The sequence below is a fragment of the Microvirga pakistanensis genome, assembly GCF_004458765.1.
GTDB lineage: Bacteria > Pseudomonadota > Alphaproteobacteria > Rhizobiales > Beijerinckiaceae > Microvirga > Microvirga pakistanensis.
Genome location: NZ_SPJX01000317.1, coordinates 1 through 20,928, shown reverse-complemented (window position 1 = coordinate 20,928; position 20,928 = coordinate 1). Strand labels below are relative to the sequence as shown.

The following is a 20,928-nucleotide window of genomic DNA, read 5'->3' as shown; positions in this document are numbered from 1 at the left end:
AGGTACTCTGGAGCACTATCGGAGAACTGCTCGATCGCTTCCCCGCCGAGGAGTGCCAGAACTATCTCAGTAACTGCGGATACGAGTTCACCTAAATCGAATCCGCTCTAGAGCACTGAACGCTAAAGTGGGCCAGGTTTTGCGTAGAAGAATGCTCACCAATCAGGAGCTGAAAGCTCCGACGAGGCCGAGATGCGACGGCGGACGCGGTGACTGCAGTGACCGTCATGAGCGTGGGGAACGAGGCTCAGCGAAGAGCCGTTGACCCGCGCCACCGGCCAACGGCCTGACCGGCACCCTTCCCGAATGAGGCCGACTATTGTCTAAGCTGCAAGAGGAAGCCCCACCTTGACTTGCCCGAGGACGGAAACCAGTGTTCGACCTCCTGTCGGAGACGGGCTGGGCTTCCGCCATCCCTTGCATGTAGTATATTGCCTTGACCGCTATCTTCCCCTGTGGACGCCCGTTCTTGAAAATGCACGGTCTTGGCAACGATTTCGTCGTCGTCGATGCTCGCAGCGAGCCGTTCCGGCCCCTGCCGGATGAAATCCGATGGATCTGTGACCGGCATGTCGGCGTCGGCGGGGACCAGTTGCTGGTGATCGAACCGGCTACGGTACCCGGAGCCAATGACCGCATGCGGATCTACAACGTCGATGGCGCCGAAGCTCAGACATGCCTGAATGCGACCCGGTGCGTCGCGTGGCTTCTGCTGCGCGAGAGCGGCAGCGATCGCCTCGTCCTGGAAACCCTGGGAGGTCTCGTGGAGGCCGGGCGGGCGGGCGAGCGCGACGTCTCCCTGCGACTGGCCGCGCCCCGCTGGGATTGGCCCAGCATCCCTCTTGCATCCGCGGCCGACACCCTCGCGCTCCATCTCGTCTCAGGCCCTCTCGCGCATCCCACGGCGGTGAATGTCGGCAACCCACACCTCGTCTGCTTCGTCGAGAGCCGGGATGCGGTCGACGTGCCGCGCTGGGCTCCCGCAATCCAGAACCATCCCATGCTCCCGGAGGGGGCCAATGTGGGCGTTGCCGAAATGGCCGCCCCGGACCTAATCCGGTTGGTGGTGTGGGAGCGTCCGGGCATCCTGACCCGCGCCTGCGGCAGCGGAGCTTGCGCCGCCGCGCTCGCGGCCCGGCGCCGCGGGCTCACGCGCGAGAGCCGGATGACAGTCGATATGCCGGGAGGACAATTGCGCATCGAGGTTCATGACGATGAGAGCATCACCCTCACCGGGGCGGCGGCCGTCGCATTCGCCGGCCAACTCCCGATTGACCTGAAAGTAGCATGATGGCCGCCAACCCCATTGTCGTCGTCGACCAAGTTTCCAAGACGTTTCGCCAGGCTCACGGGCGTGGCGAGCATCGCGCCCTCGACAAGGTGTCGCTGTCCATCGAGCCGGGACAGGTGCTCGTCATCATTGGCCCGTCTGGCTCCGGCAAGAGCACACTGCTGCGCACCCTGAACGCCTTGGAGAGTTTCGACAGCGGCCGCATCATCATCGATGGTGTTTCGCTGAGCGACAAGAAGACGGATCTCAACCGCCTGCGGGCCGAGATCGGCATGGTGTTCCAGCACTTCAACCTGTTCCAGCACAAGACGGCGCTCGACAACGTCGTTCTACCCCAGGTAGTCGTGCGCAAGCGCTCTCGCGAGGAGGCGGTCGCGCGCGCCCGTGACCTGCTGGCGAAGGTCGGCATCGCGGATCGCGCCAGTCACTACCCGAGCCAATTGTCCGGCGGCCAGCAACAGCGCGTCGCGATTGCGCGCGCGCTCGCCATGGATCCGAAGATCATGTTGTTCGACGAGGCGACCTCAGCCCTCGACCCGGAAATGGTCGGCGGCATTCTGGATCTCATGCGCAAGCTCGCGGACGACGGCATGACAATGGCAGTGGTGACCCACGAAATGGGCTTCGCCCGCGAAGTCGCGGATCGCATCGTCTTCATGGATGAGGGACGGATTGTTGAAGAAGGAGAGCCCGGCTCCTTCTTCGCGTCGCCGTCCCACGAAAGAACCCGGGCGTTTCTAGACCAGATCCTCTGAGCCGCGGCTCCGGAGGAACACGCCCTACGACTGACAGAGGGAGACCACATGATGAAACTACGCAACTTGATCATGGCTGCCGTAACGGCTTGCCTGGGTTTCGCCAGCGCCGCTCAAGCGGACGAGATGGACGATATCCTGAAGCGCGGCGAGCTTCGTGTCGCCGTTCAGACGCAGGGTGCCCCGGTCAGCTTCGTCGATAAGAACGGAGAGAGAACCGGTCTAGCGGTCGAGCTTGCCAAGATGATGGCGGCGGATCTCGGCGTGAAGGTCACGTTCCAGGACTACGACTGGAAAGGCCTGATTCCGGCGCTCCTGTCCGGCAAGGTCGATATGATCGCCGCCGACATGACTCCGACGCCCCAGCGCGCCGCGCAGCTCCTGTTCTCCCGCCCCATGTTCTATCAGGAAACGGTCGCGGTGGTTGCCAAGGATGCGCCGTACAAAACCTGGCAAGACATCAACAAGGAAGGCCTCAACATCGGTGCTACCCAGGCCAGCTCCTATGGCGATGCCGTGAAGAAGTTCATGCCCAAGGCGAACCTCAAGGAATTCGCCGGCGGAACGGCGGCCGTGGCTCAGGCCCTCTCCAGCGGCCGTCTCGACGGCGCGGTGTCGGACCTCGGCAACGTCACTAACTTCGTGCGCGAGTTCGGCAACCTGAAGATCCTCGAGGGCGTCATCACCCGCGAGCCCCTCGCTTTCGCCACCCAGGCCAATGCCTTCCACCTGAAGCTCTGGCTCGACAACTATGTGGAGCTGATTACGGCCGACCGCCGTCTCGAAAACCAGGTGAACTATTGGTGGAACTCCAGCGACTGGGAAAAGGACCACAAGTAAGCGGCTCATCTGCCGGCAGCCGGCCTTCAGGCCGGCTGCACTCCTCGCACAAGAATTCCCAAGGCAGTGATGACCTGGCTCCTCGAATATTACAATTACCGCATCGTGGCGCAGTATCTCGGCCGCTTCGCAGAGGGGCTGAGCAACACGTTGACGGCTGCCGGGGTGAGCCTCGTCCTCTCCCTTCTGCTTGGCACGTTCGTTGCCCTCGCGCTCCTGTCGAACCGCACGGGTCTTCGCAAACCGGTCGAGGGCTATGTGGCCTTCGTTCGCGCGACTCCGCTCCTGGTCCAGATCTATCTCGTCTACTACGGCCTCCCGGCCCTTCTGCCTTTCGCGAAGAGCTGGAACGACATGTATTTCGGGATCGCCGCCCTGACCCTGAACAGCGCTCCCTATATGGGCGAGATCATCCGCGCAGGCATCGAATCCGTACCTCACGGCCAGATCGAGGGCGCCAAGGCTGTAGGAATGAACTACGGCCAGCGTATGCGCCATGTGGTCCTTCCGCAGGCCTTTGCCAACACGCTTCCTCCCCTGATCGGCCAGACGGCGGTTCTCATCAAGGACACGTCGCTCTTGTCGATCATCACGGTATTCGAGTTCACGAGCGCCGGCATTCTCCTGAACAGCGAGCGGGTGCGACCCAACGAGAGCTTCCTCACCATCGCTCTCGGCTACCTGCTGATCTATCTCCTGATCCTCCTCCTCTCCCGCGGTGTGAAGCAATGGCTCGCCGGCCCCGCCTGGAACGCGCAGGGCTAATGCGATGCTCGAACGCTACTGGTCCATCACCTCGTCCTTGCTGCCGTTCCTATGGAAGGGCTTTCTGGAGACGCTCTACGTCTCCCTCGTGGCCATTGTCGCCGGCTCGCTGATAGGGGCCGTGATCGGCCTTGTGCGCAGCCAACGCGTGCCTGTCCTGACTGGGCTTTTCGGCCTCTACATCCACGTTTTGCGCGGAACACCGTTCCTCGTTCAGCTCTATGTCTTTTACTTCGTGCTGCCGAACACGGGTGTTTCATGGCTCAGCTGGGATTCGCGCACCGCAGCCTTCGTGGCCCTCTCGGTCTACACGTCGAGCTATGTGGCCGAGATCGTGAAGGGCGCCATCGAGGCCGTGCCACGCGGTCAGTCGGAGGCGGCGACCGCGCTCGGCATGAACCGCCTGCAGCGCCTCTGGTACGTCGTCATCCCGCAGGCGCTGAAGCTGACCGTGCCGCCGATGAGCGGCGTCTACGTGATGATCATCAAGAGCACTGCAATCCTATCCGTCGTGGGCATCTCGGAACTGACCCGTCAGGGCGAGGTATCGATCCTGCGCTTCCCCAGGGACGTTCTGTTCATCTACGGACTCATTGCATTCATCTACTTCCTGTACTGCTATCCCGTCCTGCGGTTCGCTCGCTGGGCCGAGCGCCGCGTTGGCGCGGCCCGGATCGTCGATCTGGATTGACCGGATGCTGGACGCCTTCCCACGCGTATCACTCCTCCCGGCGTCGACGCCCCTTGAGCCTATGGCGCGGGCTGGCGCCCATGCCGGACATCCGCAGCTCTGGGTCAAGCGCGACGATTGCATGTCCCTCGGCTTGGGCGGCAACAAGGTGCGCAATCTCGAATTCTGGGTCGGCCAAGCGCTGGAGCGGAACAGCGACCTGCTGGTGATTGCAGGCGCGGCCGCATCGAACCAGATCAGGCTGACGGCGGCGGCCGCGGCGAAGTTGGGGCTGGAATGCTTGGTGCTCTATGCCGGTCCGGAATCCTCGCCCGCGCACAGTAATCGCCTGCTGACCGAAATGATGGGAGCGCGCATCCGCCACCTGGGCAACGTGGACGAAACAGAGCGCGCGAGGCTTGCAGCCAAAGCCGTCGCGGAACTCGCAGCTGCCGGGCGTCGTCCCTATCTGGTGGGAGATCCGGTGATCGGCGCGCTAGGCTATGTCCGCGCCGCTCGGGAACTCCACGAGCAGGCCGTCGCCATTGGTCTCGACCTGCGCCACATCGTTCTCCCGGGCTCCATGGGCATCACGGAGGCAGGAATTGTCCTGGGCGCAGCCATGCTCGACCTGCCATGGACCTTTCATCTCATCAGCGTCGAATATGAAGCGGATGAACTCGCAGCGCGGATCGGGGCCATCATTGCGGATCTTTGCCGGTTGACAGGGTTCGAGCCCGCGCACGACATACTGGGATGCTTGCGCATTCACATGGATCAACTGGGCGCGGGATACGGCAGCCCGACGGATGCGTCTATCGAGGCCAGTCGTCTCTTCGCGCGCCTTGAGGCTCTCGTGCTCGAGCAGACCTACGTGGCGAAAACCTTCGCGGGGCTGCTCAGCTGCGTCGATCGCGGGGATATTCCCGGCCATGAGGCGGCATGCATCGTCCATACGGGCGGCACGCCAGCCGTCTTTGGCCCATCCTCATCGCTCATCGGGTGAGGGCAGGAGCGTAGCGCGCGGCGGTCACAAGATCGGCAAAGACACTTCCCGTCGATAATATGGCGGCAGCTCGACAACACCAGGATCGGGACGGCCGCATCCTTGCCCTGGAGCTCGGTTAGTCGATCCATGCCGTTGCGGCCTGGAAGGCTAAGATCGAGCAGCATCACATCCGGGCGACCGCCTTGATGGCACTGAGGGAACTGTCGCAAACAGTTCGGTAACTCAGTTTGGTCTATGCTTCCGGGCGGCTCCGGAGGTTTATGATGTTCAAAGGTTCCGTCGCAAACCTTTTGTTTCATAGTTTCCGCTAGGGTGGCTGCCGTCACAGCAGCGGGGACAGGATGTTCAAGGGCAGGCTTTTAATCGAACCGTGATCCTGCTCTGCATCCGTTGGTATCTGGCTTACAACCTCAGCCTCCGAAATTTGGAGGAGATGGTGGCAGAGCGCGGTGTCTCCGTCGATCACGCAACCATTCACCGGTAGGTTATCCGGTACTCGCCCGAATTGCTGAAGCGCTTCAACTCACGCAAGAGACTTGTCGCCAGCAAGTGGCACATCGACGAGACATACATCAAGGTCCGCGGGCGTTGGATGTATCTTTACCGAGCAATCGACAGCAATGGCGATACGGTCGAATTCTGGTTCAGCGAACGGCGTGATCTCACCGCTGCATGGAGTGAAAGAGAATGACATGTGCCATGGGGCGGCCGGGGCCCTTAGAGGAGGGCTCGTGAGAGACAAACCCTAGGAGAGTTCCGCAAGTCAAGCAATGGGAGCGGGTGTCAGCGCTCATTAGACAAGTCACCGATTGTGCTCGTTAGAGATGTCACCCTTGAGCTTTCGCGCAGCCGCTCTGATCAGGCTGGCAACATGAGGGAGCCTAGAGCCGATTGCATCAGCACTCGTGATTGTATCCGATGCGCCGCCGCTCCTGAGCATGCAACCAGAGACCTGGATGTGGGGGGCCCAGTCTCTGCGCGAGGATAGCTTCGGGTCGGCCGCTTCTCTGCCGATCCGATCCCTTCACCCCATGATTGCTCCACGCCGTTGATCGGGAGATGATCCCGCGTATGGTTGAAGGAATACGGATGCCTCTTCTGAACGCCACCCGCGCCTATGCCCTCTTCACGTTCCTATCGTTCACTCTGGTGGGTGTCGGAATCGTCCTGCCGGCATGGATGGCATTCCAGGTAGGGGGCTCACGACTGGTGGGATGGTTTCTCCTGGCCTCAAGCCTGTCCGGCGTGGCGCTGGCTCCCTTGGCAGGACACCTCGTTGACCGCAGCAACCGGAACCACATGGCGATGGTCGGGCAGGCCATCCGATCCTTGGGCATGGCTGTCACTGCCGCAGCGTTGTTCCTGCCGGAAGTCCAGGCGTCGGCTGCGCTGGTGGTCGCCGCAGCCATGGGCTCATTCGGCTTTGCCGTCCTCTCGGGATCGTTAAGCGGCATTCTCCAGGAACTCATCCCGGCGGGGCGCCGCACCAGCTTCGTTCTCCGGTTGTCCGTTGCCCGACAGGTTGGGATCGCATTCGGAACAGGAATTGCGGGACTTGCCATTCACCAAATAGGGGCCAGCCCAACCGCAATCAGCTTCGCGGTCGTCGGCAGTGCTTGCATCCTGCTTCTGCGACACATGCCGACAACGACCGTTGCCACCGGGACGTCCGTGCGACAGGGCCTGTTGGCCTCGAACCTCAAGGCACTGCGGTACCTGATCGCACACCCGGCGTGCATGATCGCCGCGATCACTGTTGGCCTAGCGTACTCGGTTGTGCAGGTCACCAACCTGCTGCTGCCTGGATTTGTGGCCCGCAGCCTTCAAGGCGGCAGCGCACTGTTCGGAACGCTCGAGATGACGGCGGCCATTGCGGGAGCCGTATCGGTGATGGTGGCTTCGACCGGACGGATCTCCAGGTTGCTCCAGGAGCGTACTCTGGCGGTGCTTGCCACGGCCGGGTTTGCCCTAGTCGCATTCTCGCTCACCACGACAGATTGGGGGGCCATCGTCGTCTATGCCCTTGCCGGCATGTTGTGGAGCATCTCCCGGGCGCTGGCCCATGCCTATCTGCTTCTGGTGGTGGACAATGCGATGATCGGCCGGACCCAGGCATTCACAACGCTCATCACGAGCGCATGGGGCGGACTGATCTTTCTCCTGCCGACCTTGGCTCCTGCGGCCAGGGAAGCCGACCTGTACTTTGGCTGCGGGGTCATGATTCTGATTTGTGCCATCACCCTGAGCTTTTGGGGGTCATTGCCACGCAGCTCGCAACACCTTTGAAAGGTGAGAAGGCATACCAAAGCTCAGCCGACCTTGAACAGGTTCTTGGCCTGCCTGCGACGGCGAGGGGCGCTCTTGCTGCGGCTCATGTCGAGATCCTTCTGCCGCTCGGCAATGTAGGCCAGCGCCGGGCCGGGCCGCTTGTTCTCGACGATCGCCCCTGGCTCACCTGCGGGCGGCGATCAAAGGTCCGGTAGGGCAACTCACGGCCCTGGTGCTTGATGGCAAACCGGCCATCCGGATAGTCGTAAATCATCACCCGCTGACGAGCGAGAGAACGGGTGATGGCATTCGGCTCCAACAGGAACAGCACCTGGTCGTATTGCAGCGTCAGGTCTTTGGTGACGGTCCGCTCCTCCTGCCAGGCGAAGGTGTCGTCCAGATCATCGTGCTCGTTCAACGGCCGGTGCAGGTCTTTGTCACTGAACGCCACCTTGGCGAAGCGGCGGTTATAGTCGTCCATGAACCCAGGCAGGAATGCGTTGGCAGCCTCAATCGACGAGATCCCTTCCAGGCGCAGCTCCTTGACCAGCCGGTCCTGTAGGGTGCCGTTGGCGCGTTCCACCCGTCCCTTGGCTTGGGGCGAGTTGGCGCAGATGATGTCGATGTTGAGCTGGTGCAGAGCCCTGCCGAACTGGGTCATGCCGTCACATCCCGTCGCCCTTCTGCTATTGACCCGGAACACGGCGTGCTTGTCCGAGTAGAACGCGACCGGCTTGCCATAGCGCTCCAGATAGACCCGCGCCGCGGCAAAATAGTCGAAGGTGGACTCGGTCTCGACAAACCGCAGGTGCATCAGGCGGCTGGTGGCGTCATCGATGAAGACCAGCAGGGTGCACTTGGGACCATGCTCCTCGAGCCACCAGTGCTGCGAGCCATCAATCTGGACGAGTTCGCCCAGACAATCCCGGCGATGCCGGGGCTGATGCACCGGTTTGAGCCGCTGCTTGCGATCCTGTCAGAGGCCCTCGGCCAGCATCCAGCGCCGGACCGTCTCGACGCTCAGACGAATCCCATGCCGTTCGGCCAGCTTCTCACAGGCTAATGTCGGACCGAAATCGGCATCGTTGGCTTTGATGAGCGCCAGTACCTCGGTTCGCAGCGCCGCCGGATAGGAACGGTTGCTGGGTTTGTCACGACGGGTGGGCACGAGGGCTTTGGGACCATGAGCCCGGTAGGCCTTGAGGAGGCGGAAGACCTGCCGGCGGGTGAGCCGCAGGAGCTGGGCAGCCTGATGAATGGTGATGCGCTCTGCCATCACGTCGCGCAGAACATGCATCCGATCAATCTCGGGACGGCTCATGGCAAGGACCACCATAGAAACGAAGCTCTCTGCTGCAAACGACACCGTGAGGAGGTGACATTTGTAACGAGCAGAGCGGTGACATCTCTATCGAGGGTCTACAGCGGGATTTCGCAGAACGGAGGCTTGTGGAACATGGACTCGGACGGGAGAACTGAATCCGGGAAGGTCCGGAGTGGGTCAAAGCACGAAATTCCAACGGTACGGGGAACGTCAGGTCTCCCGCTTATACCAGACCTTCGAACAAAGGACGTCGGATTGGCTCCGATAGGGCAACCCCCAGCTACAAAGCGTCAAGAAGCTCCTTGAAAGCTACTGTACAGCCCAATTGCTCGTCCCAGCCCCCAGAGCACTGAAAGCTGCCGATCACCCTCAATTCGCATCGCAGACAAGAACCGACAGGACGTCTCCCCTCGCACTCATTCGAGGATTAGCATATGTCGTAATGTAATAGCGAGGATCGTCGTAGCCCAGTGCTCGGACGATGGAGTGGAGCGTCCTCTACTCTCCCTCAATCACCGCTCCGATGTGATCGAATGTGCGCACATTGTGGCCTCCTATCGCCTCAACGAGCATCGACCACTGCGTCCTCATGCACGTGGCCGCCGAGGAAAAGCTGACCAACGCGCGGATCGATTAGCAACTTCTTGGCATCGTCGTGCATGCGGGTCTGGCCAAGCTCAAGCACCAAGCCATAATCTGATAGCGTGAGCGCGGCTTTGGCGTTCTGCTCCACCATCAGGATCGTCACGCCGCTGTCGCGCAAGCGGATCAGGGTTTGGAAGACCTCCCGCACCATGTTCGGCGACAGGCCGATAGAGGGCTCATCGATGAGCACCAACTTAGGGTCGAGCAGAAGCGAGCGGGCCACCTCGAGCTGCTTCTGCTGACCGCCGGAAAGCTCGATCGCCTTACGATTCCTGAACTCCCGCAGCATCGGGAACTGGTCCATCACCGCTTCGATGCGCTGGCGCACCTTGGCTTGGTCGGACGCGGTGATCCCACCAAGCTCGAGGTTGTGATAAACTGAAAGTTGCGGCACCACATTGCGGCCCTGCGGAACATAGGTCACACCATGGGCGATCATCTGGCGCGGCGTCTGGCCCGTAACCTCTTGGTCGTCCAGAAGGATCTGGCCCGAGTGGATCTGCAGCAGGCCGAAGATCGCCTTGAACACGGTGGACTTACCCGCACCGTTGGGACCGATCATTGTGGTGATCGACGCCTTCGGGATTCTGAACGAGACGCCGTTCAGAATCGTAATCTTACCGTAGCCGCCATGGACGTTGCGCAGTTCAAGCATCAGTCAGCCACCGAGATAGGCATCGATTACAGTTTGGTTCGACCGAATCTCGTCTGGTGTGCCCTCGGCGATGATAGCACCTTCGGCGAGCACGATCACCCGGGTGCAGAGGCTCATCACGAACTCCATATTATGCTCAATCACCACGAATGTCGTACCATGCTCGGCATTGTACGCGGCGAGTCGCTCCCTCAGGTGTGCGAGCATCGTTAGGTTCACGCCGCCCGCCGGCTCGTCGAGCAGCACGAGGGCTGGACCCGCCATGAAAGCCATAGCAGCATCCAGCAGCTTTTGCTGACCGTAAGACAGCGAGCCCGCCAGCGTGCCGCGCAAATGGTTCAGTCGAAAGAACGAAATCATCCTCTCAGCGTCTGCCGCGAGGCCAGCATCAGAGGGGCCAAAGAGTCGGGACAGCATTGTGCCGCGATGCTCCTGCCCCGCTAGGACGATGTTGTCGAACACGCTCATCTTCGGGAAAACAGAGAGCTGCTGGAAGGTGCGGCCGACGCCGAGCCTGTTCAGCTTCGATGGCCGTAGGCCGGAAACATCGCGGCCGTTGACGTGGACCTGGCCTGCATCAGGTTCGAGCTGACCGAGGATGCAGTTGAAGAGCGTCGATTTGCCGGAGCCGTTCGGCCCAATCAGGCCAAGAATCTCGCCCTTGTGCACATCGAAGGACACACCCCTGACGGCCTTGATGCCCCCGAAGCTCTTCTCGATGCTGCGGACAGAAAGGACTGGCTGGCTCATTTGAGCTGCGCCCCTTGCTGGAGATCAGCGCGGGCGACAGGCCGCGCGATGAATCGGTCGCGGATGCGGCCCCAGACGCCGATCATGCCTGTCGGAACGAAGATGAGCATGACGATCACGAGTACCGCGTAGATGATGAGATAGTAGCCTTCGGTGAAGCGGAGGATCTCGGGCAACAGGATCACGACGCCCGCGCCTAGGAATGGGCCGAAGAAATAGCCCGCACCACCGACCGCGACCATCAGTAGGATGCGCAGCGAATGGGCGAGCCCGAAGGAGCCCGGCTCGATAAACTGCACGAGCGATGCAATCAGTGCCCCGGCAAGCCCGCCGTACATGGAACCGATAGCGAAAGCCAGAAGTGTGATGCGGCGGGTGTCAACCCCTAAGCTCTCGGCTCGGATCGGGTTCTCGCGCAGCGCTCTGAAGGCGCGGCCCCAGGGCGAGCGCACGATGCCCCACATCGCAAGTGCGGCGATGATCGTCACCACCAGCGTGAAGTAGTAGAAGGGCAGCGACCGCATCGTCGAAAAAAGACCGAGGTTTGGCCGTGGAATGCCGACGAGCCCGTAGGTCCCACCTGTCAACCACTCCTCGTTGCGCAGCACGAGGAAGACCAGCGTGTTGAACGCGAGCGTCACGAAGGCAAGGAAATGACCCTTCACGCGCAGAGCCGGATAGCCCAGCCCGAACCCGATGACGAAACAGGCCAGCACGCCGAGCGGCATGGCCGCAAGCCAATGCCAGCCTGCAAGCGTGAGGAGCGCCGTCGTATAGGCCCCGATAGCCATGAAGGAAGCCTGCGCCAGCGAGATCTGGCCGGCATAGCCCAGCGTCAGGTTGAGACCCATCGCGGCGATCGAGAAGATCAGCCAAGAGGTCAATACGTAGATGATGTAGTTGCCCTGTCCGAGGGGCGCGGCGATCGCGAGCGCGATCAGTGCCAGGATCAGGATGCGGCGAAGCCAGGCGGCCATCAGACAGCCCTCCCCTCAGGCGTGCCCAGAATGCCCTGCGGTCGGACCAGAATGATGAGGATCAGAAGGATCAGCGGCAGCGCAGCGCGGTATTCGGCAGTGACGTAGGTAGCCACCAGGTTGTCCAGGACGCCGATCAGCAAGCCCCCCACCAGCGCGCCGCGGATCTGGTTGAACCCGCCGACAATGGCTGCGATGAAGGCGATGAGGCCAAGGGTTTCGCCATTGGAGAATTTGGCGAGATAGACTGGCGTGATGAGGAAGGAGGCGAGCGCCGCGAGCGCTGCGTTGATCAGGAACGTATAGAGGACCATTCTCTTCACATCGACGCCTAGGATCTCAGCCACAGCCGGATTCTGTGCGGTTGCCTGCATACAGCGGCCGGTTCGGGTGCGATTGAGGAAGAGCGTCAGCAGGACAACGATGCCCAACGAGAGAAGGAGGTTCAGGATGTCCTGCAGTGAGACGACCGCGCCGAAGATGTTAATCGGGTCGCTGGGGAGCACGGATGGGAAGGGCTGCCCCTCAGCGCTGTAGAACTCCTTCACGCTCTCCCTGATTAGAATGCCGAGCGCGATCGTGGCAATGACGAGTGTGATGCCGCCATGCGGCAGGATAGGCTCCACGACCAGCTTCTTGAATGCTGCTCCCAGTATGAGGACCGACATGCCGAGGCCGAACAGCAGCGCGCCCCAGAGCGGCAGATCGAAGTAGTTAAGGCCGACCAAGACCAGGAACGCCGGAAGCATGACGAACTCGCCCTGGGCGAAGTTGATCGTCTGGGCGGCCTGCCAGACCAGCGCAAAGCCGATCGCCACAAGCGCGTAGATAGATCCAGTCGCGAGACCGGACAACAGTACCTGCAGGAACTGGGACATCATTTGTTTTTGCCTGAAGGCTGTGGCGACCGGCGCGGCCGGTACGAGAGCATCGAACCTAAAGGTGGAGCCCACATTCTAAGCCCAATGCCCCCTTGGGAGCGGTGCAACGTTCAGGGAAGAAAAGCCTCTACTTTCCCGATGATGCGCTAGTGATCAGTTGGCCGGAACGGTGCCGATCACGACCGGCGAGCCATTGCGGACCTGCACCATGAAGCTCGGACGGGACATCTCACCGCGGTTGTCCCAGCAGGTATCGAGCAGGATCCTCGGATACTTAGTGGCTGGCAGGCACAAGCCGTGCATCTTCTCCGAGAAGGCCTCGCCATCAAACTTGCCGACGAGTTCGGTCACGTACTTGGTTGTCCAGGCTCCGATATAGCCCTTGATCGCATCGTGGGTCGGAACTCGCTTAAAGGTCTTCACGAACTTCTCTCTGAAGGCCGCAATCCCTTCGACCTGATCGGCAGTGGCCGTGATGCCGACGTGAGCGATGGCACCCTCAGCCGCAGGGCCGGCAAGCTCAATCACCTTGGCCTCCGTCAGCGTTACCTCGCCAATGAGCGGCATGGAGAGGCCCTGCTTCTTCGCCTCGATCAGGAAACGGGCGGACTCCTCTTGGTTCATATAGACGAACACAGCGTCGGCACCCGACTGCTTCAGCTTGGAGACGTCCGACGCATAGTCGGTCTGCGCCTGCTCGGATGGCACGTCGGCGACAACCTCGATCCCAGCCTTCTTCATTTCGGCGATAAACACGTTGCGCCCGCCGCGACCGAACTCGTTGTTAACCCAGGCGACGCCAACCTTTTTGGCCTTCAACGTGTCCTTGAAGTAGGGCACCAGGGCCGGGACACCCTTCTGAGCGCCGGAGGAGGTACGGAAGACGAACGGGTTGCCTTTCTCGACGATTGTAGGCGCCTCAGAACCGACGAATTGCGGCACGCTGTTCTGCTGCGCTACTAGCATGTTGACCAGCGTTGAGCCGGAGTAGATCGTGCCCCAGATCGCGTAGGCGCGCCCATCGATCGCCTTCTGCACCAGCGCACGCGATATCTGCGGATCGGTCTGCGTGTCGTACTCGGTGACCTTGACCGGCTTGCCGAGAATGCCGCCTTCCGCATTGATCTCGTCCACGGCGATCCTGATGCCGTCACGCCAGTTAGTGCCCGCCGGTGCGCCAGCACCGGAAAGCTCGACGACGACGCCAATCTCAACGGCCTCTTGGGCCTGCGCCGCCCCGACGAGGGTCAGCAGCGCCGTGCCAAGCGCAAGAGCGAATTTGGAATACATTGGTGATCCTCCCTACCCTTTGTTAGGCCAGCGTTGTCTCATTCGCGCCGTCCGAACCGTTTCAGCGACCAGACAACAAAGATTAGCCGTCCTGAAATTTTGTTGATCCTTTTACGACCTAAGCCGTAACGTCAATCGCAAATTTCGCCCGATATTGATATATAATGATAAGACCGCCTAAACATAGTAACGTTATCGCACTGTGAGGAGATTGCTGGGGCAACTTTCGCGATGAAAGCTGGATATCCGACTACGCCAGTCGAAGTTTCGATATGAGCAGAACAGACTAAAAGGTTCTGGGTGCAACAAAAGCGAGATTCCCACAATACAGGGGACGCCATCTCTCGCTCATACCTGGCCCGCTAAAGAAGGTCGTTCTGAAAGCTCCTGGAGAATGAACCCTCTCAACCAAGCATCAATACGTTCCTGAGATGCTCATATACAGTCGAACTATTCTCCACTGCCTGTAGCTCTTGTGCGTAACACTCACAGATTACAGGCCGAGATAAGCCTTACGGATCATCGGATGCCCCTGTAACTCCTCTGATGGGCCATCGAGCACCTGTTTGCCATTCTCGAGCACGTAAACGCGATGACTGACAGCGAGCACCTGCTTCACATTCTGCTCTACCAGCAGGATTGGAAGACCAGTCTCGGCGACCCGCCTGATCGCTGCCATCACTTCTTTGACGAGAAGCGGCGACAAACCGAGACTTGGCTCGTCCATGATGAGCATCTTGGGTCCGAGCATAAGAGCGCGCGCAATAGCCACCATCTGCTGCTGGCCACCCGATAACTGACCAGCCATCGCGTTGGCGTAGCGAACAAGGTCCGGGAAAAGCGTTTCAACCTTCGCCATATTTTCGTCCCGGGCAGCCTTTGCTTCCGGCAGATAGGCGCCCAGCATGAGATTTTCCCGCACGGTCATGTTCGGAAACAACTGACGACCCATAGGCACGTGGGCCAATCCTTTACGAGCCATCTGGTGAGGTCTTGCTCCCTTGAGCTCCTCGCCATCGAACAGGATGCGTCCACTCCACGGAGCAATCATGCCTGAGATCGCCCTTAGGATCGTCGACTTGCCGCTACCGTTTCCTCCGACGAGGCCGACCAACTCGCCGCGATTCACATGTAGGGACGCACCAAACACGACCTTCAGCGCGCCGTAGCCAAGGTCGACATTGTCAACCTGCAGAATTGCCTGCCCCATCAGTCGGTCCCCAAATACGCTTCGATCACGCGCTCGTTTCTCGTTACCTGATGCGGGGTTCCCTCCGCGATCTTCTCGCCGCTAGCGAGTACGATGACATGGTCGGACAACTCGATGATTGCCTCCATGATGTGCTCGACCATCAGGACCGCGAGACCTTGCCCGCTTAATGATCTCACGAAAGCGATCATCTCCCGCAGCGCTGGAGGATTCAAACCCGCCATGATCTCGTCGAGAAAGATCACCTTCGGCTTCACCGCAAGCGCCTTCGCCAACTCCAGCCTCCGTCGGCGCGCGAGGTTGAGATCTAGTGCGGGCTGGCGAGCGCGATCCGCCAGCCCTACCTGCTCGAGGACACTCATGGCGAGGCGCTCCGCCTCGCTCCGCCGTCCGACTGTCAGGAATGCGGCAATGAGCACATTCTCCAAGACTGTCAGCTCCTCGAAAGGCCGTTCGGTCTGGAAAGTCCGGCCGAAGCCCAAACGCGTCCGCTTAAATGCCGGCAACGCCGTGATGTCCTTGTCGAGCAAGGTTATCCTACCTGAATGCATGGGGGCAAAGCCCGTCACCGCATTGAACAGGGTGGTCTTGCCGGCGCCGTTCGGGCCGATCAGCCCAAGGATCTCACCGGAGCCGAGTGACAGGGAAACGTTGTTGACGGCCGTTACCCCACCAAACTTTACGGTAATGCCATCAGCCCTGAGCACGTTTGGCATAGAGCCTCCGAATATGTCTGCGGGCTAACTCCCCGACGATGCCGCGGGGAACAAAAAGCACGACCACCAAGATCAGGATTCCGTAGATCAGCATGTTCGCCTCGGCGAACGTAGTGCGGAATATCTCCCCCGCCCCAATCAGCACGAGTGCGCCGACGGCGGGTCCCCAGATCGTCCCACGCCCACCGATGATGGCTGTGAGGGCGATCTGCACGGACAGGAGAAGAGCGAAAATGACGTGCGGCTCGATGAAGGCGAGTACGATCCCATAGATTCCGCCGCCAATTGAGGTGAGCGCGGCGGACAGCATAAACGCCTTCAGCTTCGTGGCCGTCGGATCGATGCCCGCCGCCATCGCCGAGTCCTCGTCTTCGCGGACAGCCCGTAGCTGATAGCCAAACCGGGCCCGAGAGATCACGATGATGGTCGCAATCACGACTGCCGCGAAAGCGAGCGCCATATAGAACTGGGCGGTTCTGGAGAAGAGGTCGACCCCAAATGGCTCGGGGAGGGTTGCAATGAACACGCCCGTAGCGCCGCCGGTTAACCACTCCTCGTTGATGGCAACCAACCGGAGGATCTCCGCAACCGCGATGGTGGAGAGCGAAAAGTACGGCCCTCGCAGGCTGAAGGTCAGCCATCCCCAAAGATAGGCGAGGACTGCCGCAACAGCGGCTGCCATGGCCATCGTCCACCATGGCGCAAGTCCGAACTGGCTCTGGCCGATGGCGACAAGATAGGCTCCGAGGCCTACGAACGAGGCGTGACCAAGGCTCACCTGGCCATTCCATCCGCCGAGCAGGTCCCAGGATGTCGCCCAGCCGGCGAACAGCAAGACAGAGATCGCAATAGTCAGATTGTTCGGAAAGATGGCCGGGTAGGCTATGCCGACCGCGAGCAGCACGCCCAGTCCAATAAGATGCTTCGTCATACGCGCTTCACCGTCCGTCCGAATAGGCCCTCAGGCCGGAAGAGCAGGATCAGCAGGAACGCGATCAATCCATAAGCCTCCCGGTACTCGGACATGAAGTAGGAGGCGCCCAGAACCTCGACGACGCCCAGCAGAATGCCCCCGGCGATCGCCGCACCGACGTTCCCCAACCCACCAAGGACCGTTACGACAAAGGCCTTCAAGGTGAACACGGCTCCCGTGTTGGTCGGAGTTGCGAACAGAAGCGGGATGAGCGTGACACCTGCCATGACGGCCAGCATCACACCGAGACCAAAGACGATGCTATGGATCCGCCGGGTATCGATGCCAACGAGCTCGGCGCCAAGCCGGTTTTCCGCAGTGCCGCGGATGGCACGTCCAACTTCGGTCCGGTTGAGCAGCGCATAGAGCGCCGCGATCATGATGACCGTAGCGATCCCAGCGAGGAGCAGGACCATAGAGATGTTGACCCCAGCAACAGAGAAAGTTGATGAGGCATACGGCACCTGCACGGAGCGCGGCTCGCCACCAAAGGTGAGCAGGATCGCGTTGCCGATGATCAATGAGATCCCGAGCGTCGCCAGAAGCGCCGATTCCGGCGGCGCATCGATGACGCGTGAGAGGATGAAGCGCTCAACGATGACCCCAGCAAAGAAGCCGATCGGCATCGCGAGAAGCAGCGAAAGGTATGGATCCCATCCGAGCAGAGCGTTGAAGAGGACGGCACTGTACATGCCCAGCACGACGAAATCGCCGTGCGCGAAGTTGATCGTGCGCATGACCCCGAACACAAGGGTTAGGCCGATTCCGATGAGGGCATAAACGCCTCCCATCAGAACGCCGTTAGCAATGTTCTGGAGGAAAATATCTAACCCGGCCATTCTCGTCCCTGATTGCTGTCACGCGTTCATCCACCGCAAGAACATACGTTGTGGTAAGCCAGCCCTGTTATGGGATTGCAGCACTGGCTGGAGCCGGCGGATGTACCGCCGGCTCCTTTATGTTAGCGGGTCGACCATTCTGGCGTGGGGTGCTGCGGCTGCTTCGCAGCAAGATCATCCGGGAACACCGTGACGTGCTTGCCGTCCTGGATCTGCAAGATAAGGCTTCGGATCGGGTTCTGGCCCTGGAACCCGTCAGCACTCTTAAAGCTCACCGTCGTTACAGGCGTCGTGATGTCGGTGGCAGCCAGCGCCTCGCGTACGGAGTCACGCGACTTGGGGTCGGCACGGCGCAGGGCATCGGCCGCGACCATGAGCGCGAGGTACCCTTCTGCCTCATAGAACGAAGGCTCACCACCGGCCTTGGCTTTCAGGCGTTCATAAAGTTCCTGGGCACCAGGATACTTCACGTCCTGGCTCCAGCTTACGGCCGTTGCAACATAGTCGGCCGATTTTCCGACTTGCTGAACAAAGCTCGGAAGAGCTGCGGACGTATCGATGGCGATGACCTTGGCGTTGAGGCCAACCTCACGCATCTGCCGGGTGATCGCGACACCATCCTCTGCATAGGACACGATATAGAGGATATCCGGGTTGGCACCACGGAAGCGGTTGAGGATCGGCCGGAAGTCAGTGACTCCCTGATCATACGATTGGTCACCAACAACCTTGTACCCGCGCTCTGAGGCGAGACGCTTGCCCTCTTTTGCCAGTGAGGTCGGCCAAGCACCGTTACCGTACAGCATGGCGACCGTCTCAAGAGGCACATCTTTCTTTGTGTTCTTGAGGTGATCAAAGTAATCGAAATATGCCTTCCCAACAATCGTCGAGTTGTGCTTGGCGCGGAACACCCACGGCGAACCCGGCTTCGTGATGCTGTCGTCGGCGCTGCCCAGAACGATCATCGGCACTTTCTGGCGGGTCAGGAACTGGGCAAGAGGCCCCGTGATTGAGGACGCATAGGAGCCAATGACAAGCGGAACGCCTTTGCTGGCAAAGCTCTCAGCTGCGGCAAGCGCACTCTTCGCTTCAGACCGGTCGTCCTGGATTGTTAGGGTGAGCTGCTGCCCCTTGATGCCCCCGTTTGCATTGATCTCGTCAAGTGCAACCTGAAGGCCTGTGCGATAGCGTTCGCCGAATGCAGCGAAGTTACCTGAAAGGCTGTTGATAACACCGACCTCAACCTGCGCCTGAGCAGGAGCGCCGGCGATAGCCAGAGTGGCTGCCAATGCAGCGGCGATAGCAATCCTCATGTTTCCTCACCCTTTTATCTGCTTCGCTAGGAAGTCTATCACTGCAAAAAGAGACTCATTCTGCAGTGGCTTAAACCTAGTGCGCGTTCCCGCCCCGCCAAACACTTTTTCTCTCGACAGAGCTTAGCTCGATATTATCCTCCACCGCGAAATGACATCCGTCATGGTTCGCATAAATATGCTGCGGAAAGCGGCCATGTTTTAATATTGCGAGGGACGCTAAATGGTCGTGTTGGAAGATGATCCCGTTGGTCAGGGAGGGCTCTCTGATTTCGCCCGACGGTTTCGAACCGGCGAGATAACATCCGAACGGGCGACGCGGGCTTATCTCTCCCGCATCGAAGTGCTTGACCCACGACTCGGGGCATTCCAGCATGTTGCCGCCGAGCAGGCGCTTGAGACCGCCCGCGCAATCGACGCACTCTATTCGGCCGGCACGGATCTTGGTCCGCTTATGGGAGTGCCGGTCGCTGTGAAGGATCTGTTCGTTGTCAAGGGTATGCCCACGACAGCGGGCACCAAAATGAACATCGACGACATCGCTGGACCAGAAGGCCCCCTGGTCAAAAGTCTGCGTCAAGCAGGATGCGTTATCCTTGGGAAGACCAAGACTGTCGAGTTCGCCCTCGGCATTACCGGGGTATCCAGCGCCCAAGGAACACCGATCAATCCATGGGATGCCCAAACGCCACGCCTGCCTGGAGGCTCGAGCTCCGGTTCAGGCGTTGCAGTTGCCGCCAGTCTGTGTGCTTTCGCCATTGGTTCGGATACGGGCGGCTCGGTCCGCGTCCCCGCCGCTTTCAACGGGATCTTTGGGTTCAAGACGACACCCGGTTTCTTCTCGACCAATGGGGCCTTCCCCTTGGCTCCTCATTTGGATACGCCTGGCCTGCTAACGCGCAACGCCCGAGACGCTGCGATTGCTGTGGCTGCGCTCACGGGCGAGCCGGAAGCACGGCCTCTTCCGGTCGAGGCGCTTCGACTTGGTGTTCCGCAGGAGTACTTTTTCGATAACCTTGATCCGGTTGTCGAAGCGCAAATTAAGGGTGCGATGGAAGCCCTGTCGTCTGCAGGGTGCCGGTTGAGGCCTGTGTCTGTTCCCGAGGCAAGTGAACGCGAGCGCTATTTCCCCGCTGTTCTCCCGGCTTGCCTCATTGCGACCCTTGGCCGAGATCGCTTCCTTGCCAGTCGCGACCAGATGGATCGGATTGTTGCCAAGCGTGCAACCTCTGGCCTTGATGTGACAGCAGCGGATTATCTGGCTCTTGAGGCAAAGCGAACCAAGTCCCGCCAGAGCGTATCCGAGAAGTTCTCAGGGCTCGACGGTTGGATCACTCCGACAACCGCAACGCCTCCCCCTTCCGTGGCTGACCTGGATGATGAACAGAAGGCTCTTGACCTCGCTCTGGGCATGACCCGCAATACGCAGCCTGCGAATTATTTCGCATGTCCCGCTGTTAGCATCCCTCTGCCGCAGAAGACTGGGAGTCTCCCAATAGGACTGCAGATCATTTGTCCTGAAGGGGCTGATGTGCAGGCACTGTCGGTTGCACTAGCGATTGAGGAAGTGCTCGGCACTCCTGGGGCTCCGAACTTGGCCAACTTCCTGAGCTGACCACGTGCAGGACTGCTAGAGGACACGTCCAGGCATCGTCACATTAACTCAGGCATGAGAGCAAGCCGTGTAGATGGGCCGGCATGATCAAACCTGTCAGCTACAAGCGCCATCGCTTCCCATCCGAGATCATTGCCCACGC

Annotated in this window: 18 protein-coding genes and 3 pseudogenes; 9 read left to right on the top strand and 12 right to left on the bottom strand. The window is 60.3% G+C overall.

Features of this window, described 5'->3' with window-relative positions:
* The first annotated feature begins 475 nt into the window (after positions 1 to 475).
* The 6 genes from dapF to E4K09_RS16895 all read left to right on the top strand — a co-directional run bounded on the left by dapF (position 476) and on the right by E4K09_RS16895 (position 5,327).
* A complete protein-coding gene (dapF, locus tag E4K09_RS16920) occupies positions 476 to 1,291 on the top strand; it encodes a diaminopimelate epimerase (protein WP_134498971.1) in 816 nt (271 codons plus the stop codon).
* Positions 1,291 to 2,046 (top strand): amino acid ABC transporter ATP-binding protein, encoded by a 756-nt coding sequence (locus E4K09_RS16915; protein ID WP_204985744.1) that lies wholly within the window; start codon positions 1,291 to 1,293, stop codon positions 2,044 to 2,046. Before dapF ends, E4K09_RS16915 begins: the two co-directional genes overlap by 1 nt.
* 51 nt (positions 2,047 to 2,097) lie before the next feature.
* Positions 2,098 to 2,886, top strand: a complete 789-nt coding sequence (locus tag E4K09_RS16910) for an ABC transporter substrate-binding protein (RefSeq protein ID WP_244610544.1) — start codon at positions 2,098 to 2,100, stop codon at positions 2,884 to 2,886.
* A gap of 69 nt (positions 2,887 to 2,955) precedes the next feature.
* Positions 2,956 to 3,651: an amino acid ABC transporter permease gene (locus E4K09_RS16905; RefSeq protein ID WP_134498967.1), complete on the top strand. Its 696-nt coding sequence runs from the start codon at positions 2,956 to 2,958 to the stop codon at positions 3,649 to 3,651.
* Positions 3,652 to 3,655: 4 nt separating this feature from the next.
* Positions 3,656 to 4,342 (top strand): amino acid ABC transporter permease, encoded by a 687-nt coding sequence (locus tag E4K09_RS16900; RefSeq protein ID WP_134498966.1) that lies wholly within the window; start codon positions 3,656 to 3,658, stop codon positions 4,340 to 4,342.
* A gap of 4 nt (positions 4,343 to 4,346) precedes the next feature.
* Positions 4,347 to 5,327, top strand: coding sequence for a 1-aminocyclopropane-1-carboxylate deaminase/D-cysteine desulfhydrase (locus E4K09_RS16895; protein ID WP_134498965.1), 981 nt, complete (start codon positions 4,347 to 4,349; stop codon positions 5,325 to 5,327).
* Between the two features lie 80 nt (positions 5,328 to 5,407).
* Here the strand turns inward: E4K09_RS16895 and E4K09_RS31095 are convergent.
* A pseudogene (locus E4K09_RS31095) lies at positions 5,408 to 5,629 on the bottom strand (hypothetical protein); the annotation flags it as partial.
* Positions 5,630 to 5,671: 42 nt separating this feature from the next.
* On the opposite strand from E4K09_RS31095, the pseudogene E4K09_RS16885 reads away from it, so the two are divergent.
* A pseudogene (locus tag E4K09_RS16885) lies at positions 5,672 to 6,003 on the top strand (IS6 family transposase); the annotation flags it as partial.
* A 416-nt stretch (positions 6,004 to 6,419) separates the two neighbouring features.
* Positions 6,420 to 7,616, top strand: a complete 1,197-nt coding sequence (locus E4K09_RS16880; protein WP_134498963.1) for an MFS transporter — start codon at positions 6,420 to 6,422, stop codon at positions 7,614 to 7,616.
* 23 nt (positions 7,617 to 7,639) lie between these two features.
* On the opposite strand, the pseudogene E4K09_RS16875 reads toward E4K09_RS16880, so the two are convergent.
* From E4K09_RS16875 to E4K09_RS16825, 11 genes and pseudogenes are all read right to left on the bottom strand, one after another.
* Positions 7,640 to 8,934: pseudogene (locus E4K09_RS16875) on the bottom strand (ISNCY family transposase).
* 550 nt (positions 8,935 to 9,484) lie between these two features.
* A complete protein-coding gene (locus tag E4K09_RS16870) occupies positions 9,485 to 10,222 on the bottom strand; it encodes an ABC transporter ATP-binding protein (RefSeq protein WP_134498962.1) in 738 nt (245 codons plus the stop codon).
* A gap of 3 nt (positions 10,223 to 10,225) precedes the next feature.
* Positions 10,226 to 10,972, bottom strand: coding sequence for an ABC transporter ATP-binding protein (locus E4K09_RS16865; RefSeq protein WP_134498961.1), 747 nt, complete (start codon positions 10,970 to 10,972; stop codon positions 10,226 to 10,228).
* On the bottom strand, positions 10,969 to 11,949 hold the full coding sequence (locus E4K09_RS16860) for a branched-chain amino acid ABC transporter permease (protein WP_134498960.1): 981 nt from the start codon (positions 11,947 to 11,949) through the stop codon (positions 10,969 to 10,971). Before E4K09_RS16860 ends, E4K09_RS16865 begins: the two co-directional genes overlap by 4 nt.
* On the bottom strand, positions 11,949 to 12,827 hold the full coding sequence (locus tag E4K09_RS16855; protein WP_134498970.1) for a branched-chain amino acid ABC transporter permease: 879 nt from the start codon (positions 12,825 to 12,827) through the stop codon (positions 11,949 to 11,951). Before E4K09_RS16855 ends, E4K09_RS16860 begins: the two co-directional genes overlap by 1 nt.
* Positions 12,828 to 12,983: 156 nt before the next feature.
* Positions 12,984 to 14,120, bottom strand: a complete 1,137-nt coding sequence (locus E4K09_RS16850; protein ID WP_134498959.1) for an ABC transporter substrate-binding protein — start codon at positions 14,118 to 14,120, stop codon at positions 12,984 to 12,986.
* 493 nt (positions 14,121 to 14,613) lie between these two features.
* On the bottom strand, positions 14,614 to 15,330 hold the full coding sequence (locus tag E4K09_RS16845) for an ABC transporter ATP-binding protein (RefSeq protein ID WP_134498958.1): 717 nt from the start codon (positions 15,328 to 15,330) through the stop codon (positions 14,614 to 14,616).
* Positions 15,330 to 16,046 carry an ABC transporter ATP-binding protein gene (locus E4K09_RS16840; protein WP_134498957.1) on the bottom strand — a complete coding sequence of 239 codons (717 nt, stop codon included), beginning with the start codon at positions 16,044 to 16,046 and terminating at the stop codon, positions 15,330 to 15,332. Before E4K09_RS16840 ends, E4K09_RS16845 begins: the two co-directional genes overlap by 1 nt.
* Positions 16,024 to 16,950, bottom strand: a complete 927-nt coding sequence (locus E4K09_RS16835; protein ID WP_204985743.1) for a branched-chain amino acid ABC transporter permease — start codon at positions 16,948 to 16,950, stop codon at positions 16,024 to 16,026. The genes E4K09_RS16840 and E4K09_RS16835 overlap by 23 nt, the downstream gene beginning before the upstream one ends.
* Positions 16,951 to 16,973: 23 nt before the next feature.
* The gene (locus E4K09_RS16830; protein ID WP_134498955.1) at positions 16,974 to 17,858 is read right to left on the bottom strand and encodes a branched-chain amino acid ABC transporter permease; all 885 of its coding nucleotides are present in this window, start codon (positions 17,856 to 17,858) and stop codon (positions 16,974 to 16,976) included.
* Positions 17,859 to 17,980: 122 nt separating this feature from the next.
* Complete coding sequence (locus E4K09_RS16825) at positions 17,981 to 19,171, bottom strand: ABC transporter substrate-binding protein (RefSeq protein WP_134498954.1); 1,191 nt, start codon at positions 19,169 to 19,171, stop codon at positions 17,981 to 17,983.
* 223 nt (positions 19,172 to 19,394) lie between these two features.
* Between E4K09_RS16825 and E4K09_RS16820 the strand changes: the two genes are divergently transcribed.
* On the top strand, positions 19,395 to 20,786 hold the full coding sequence (locus tag E4K09_RS16820; RefSeq protein ID WP_134498953.1) for an amidase: 1,392 nt from the start codon (positions 19,395 to 19,397) through the stop codon (positions 20,784 to 20,786).
* Positions 20,787 to 20,928 lie beyond the last annotated feature (142 nt).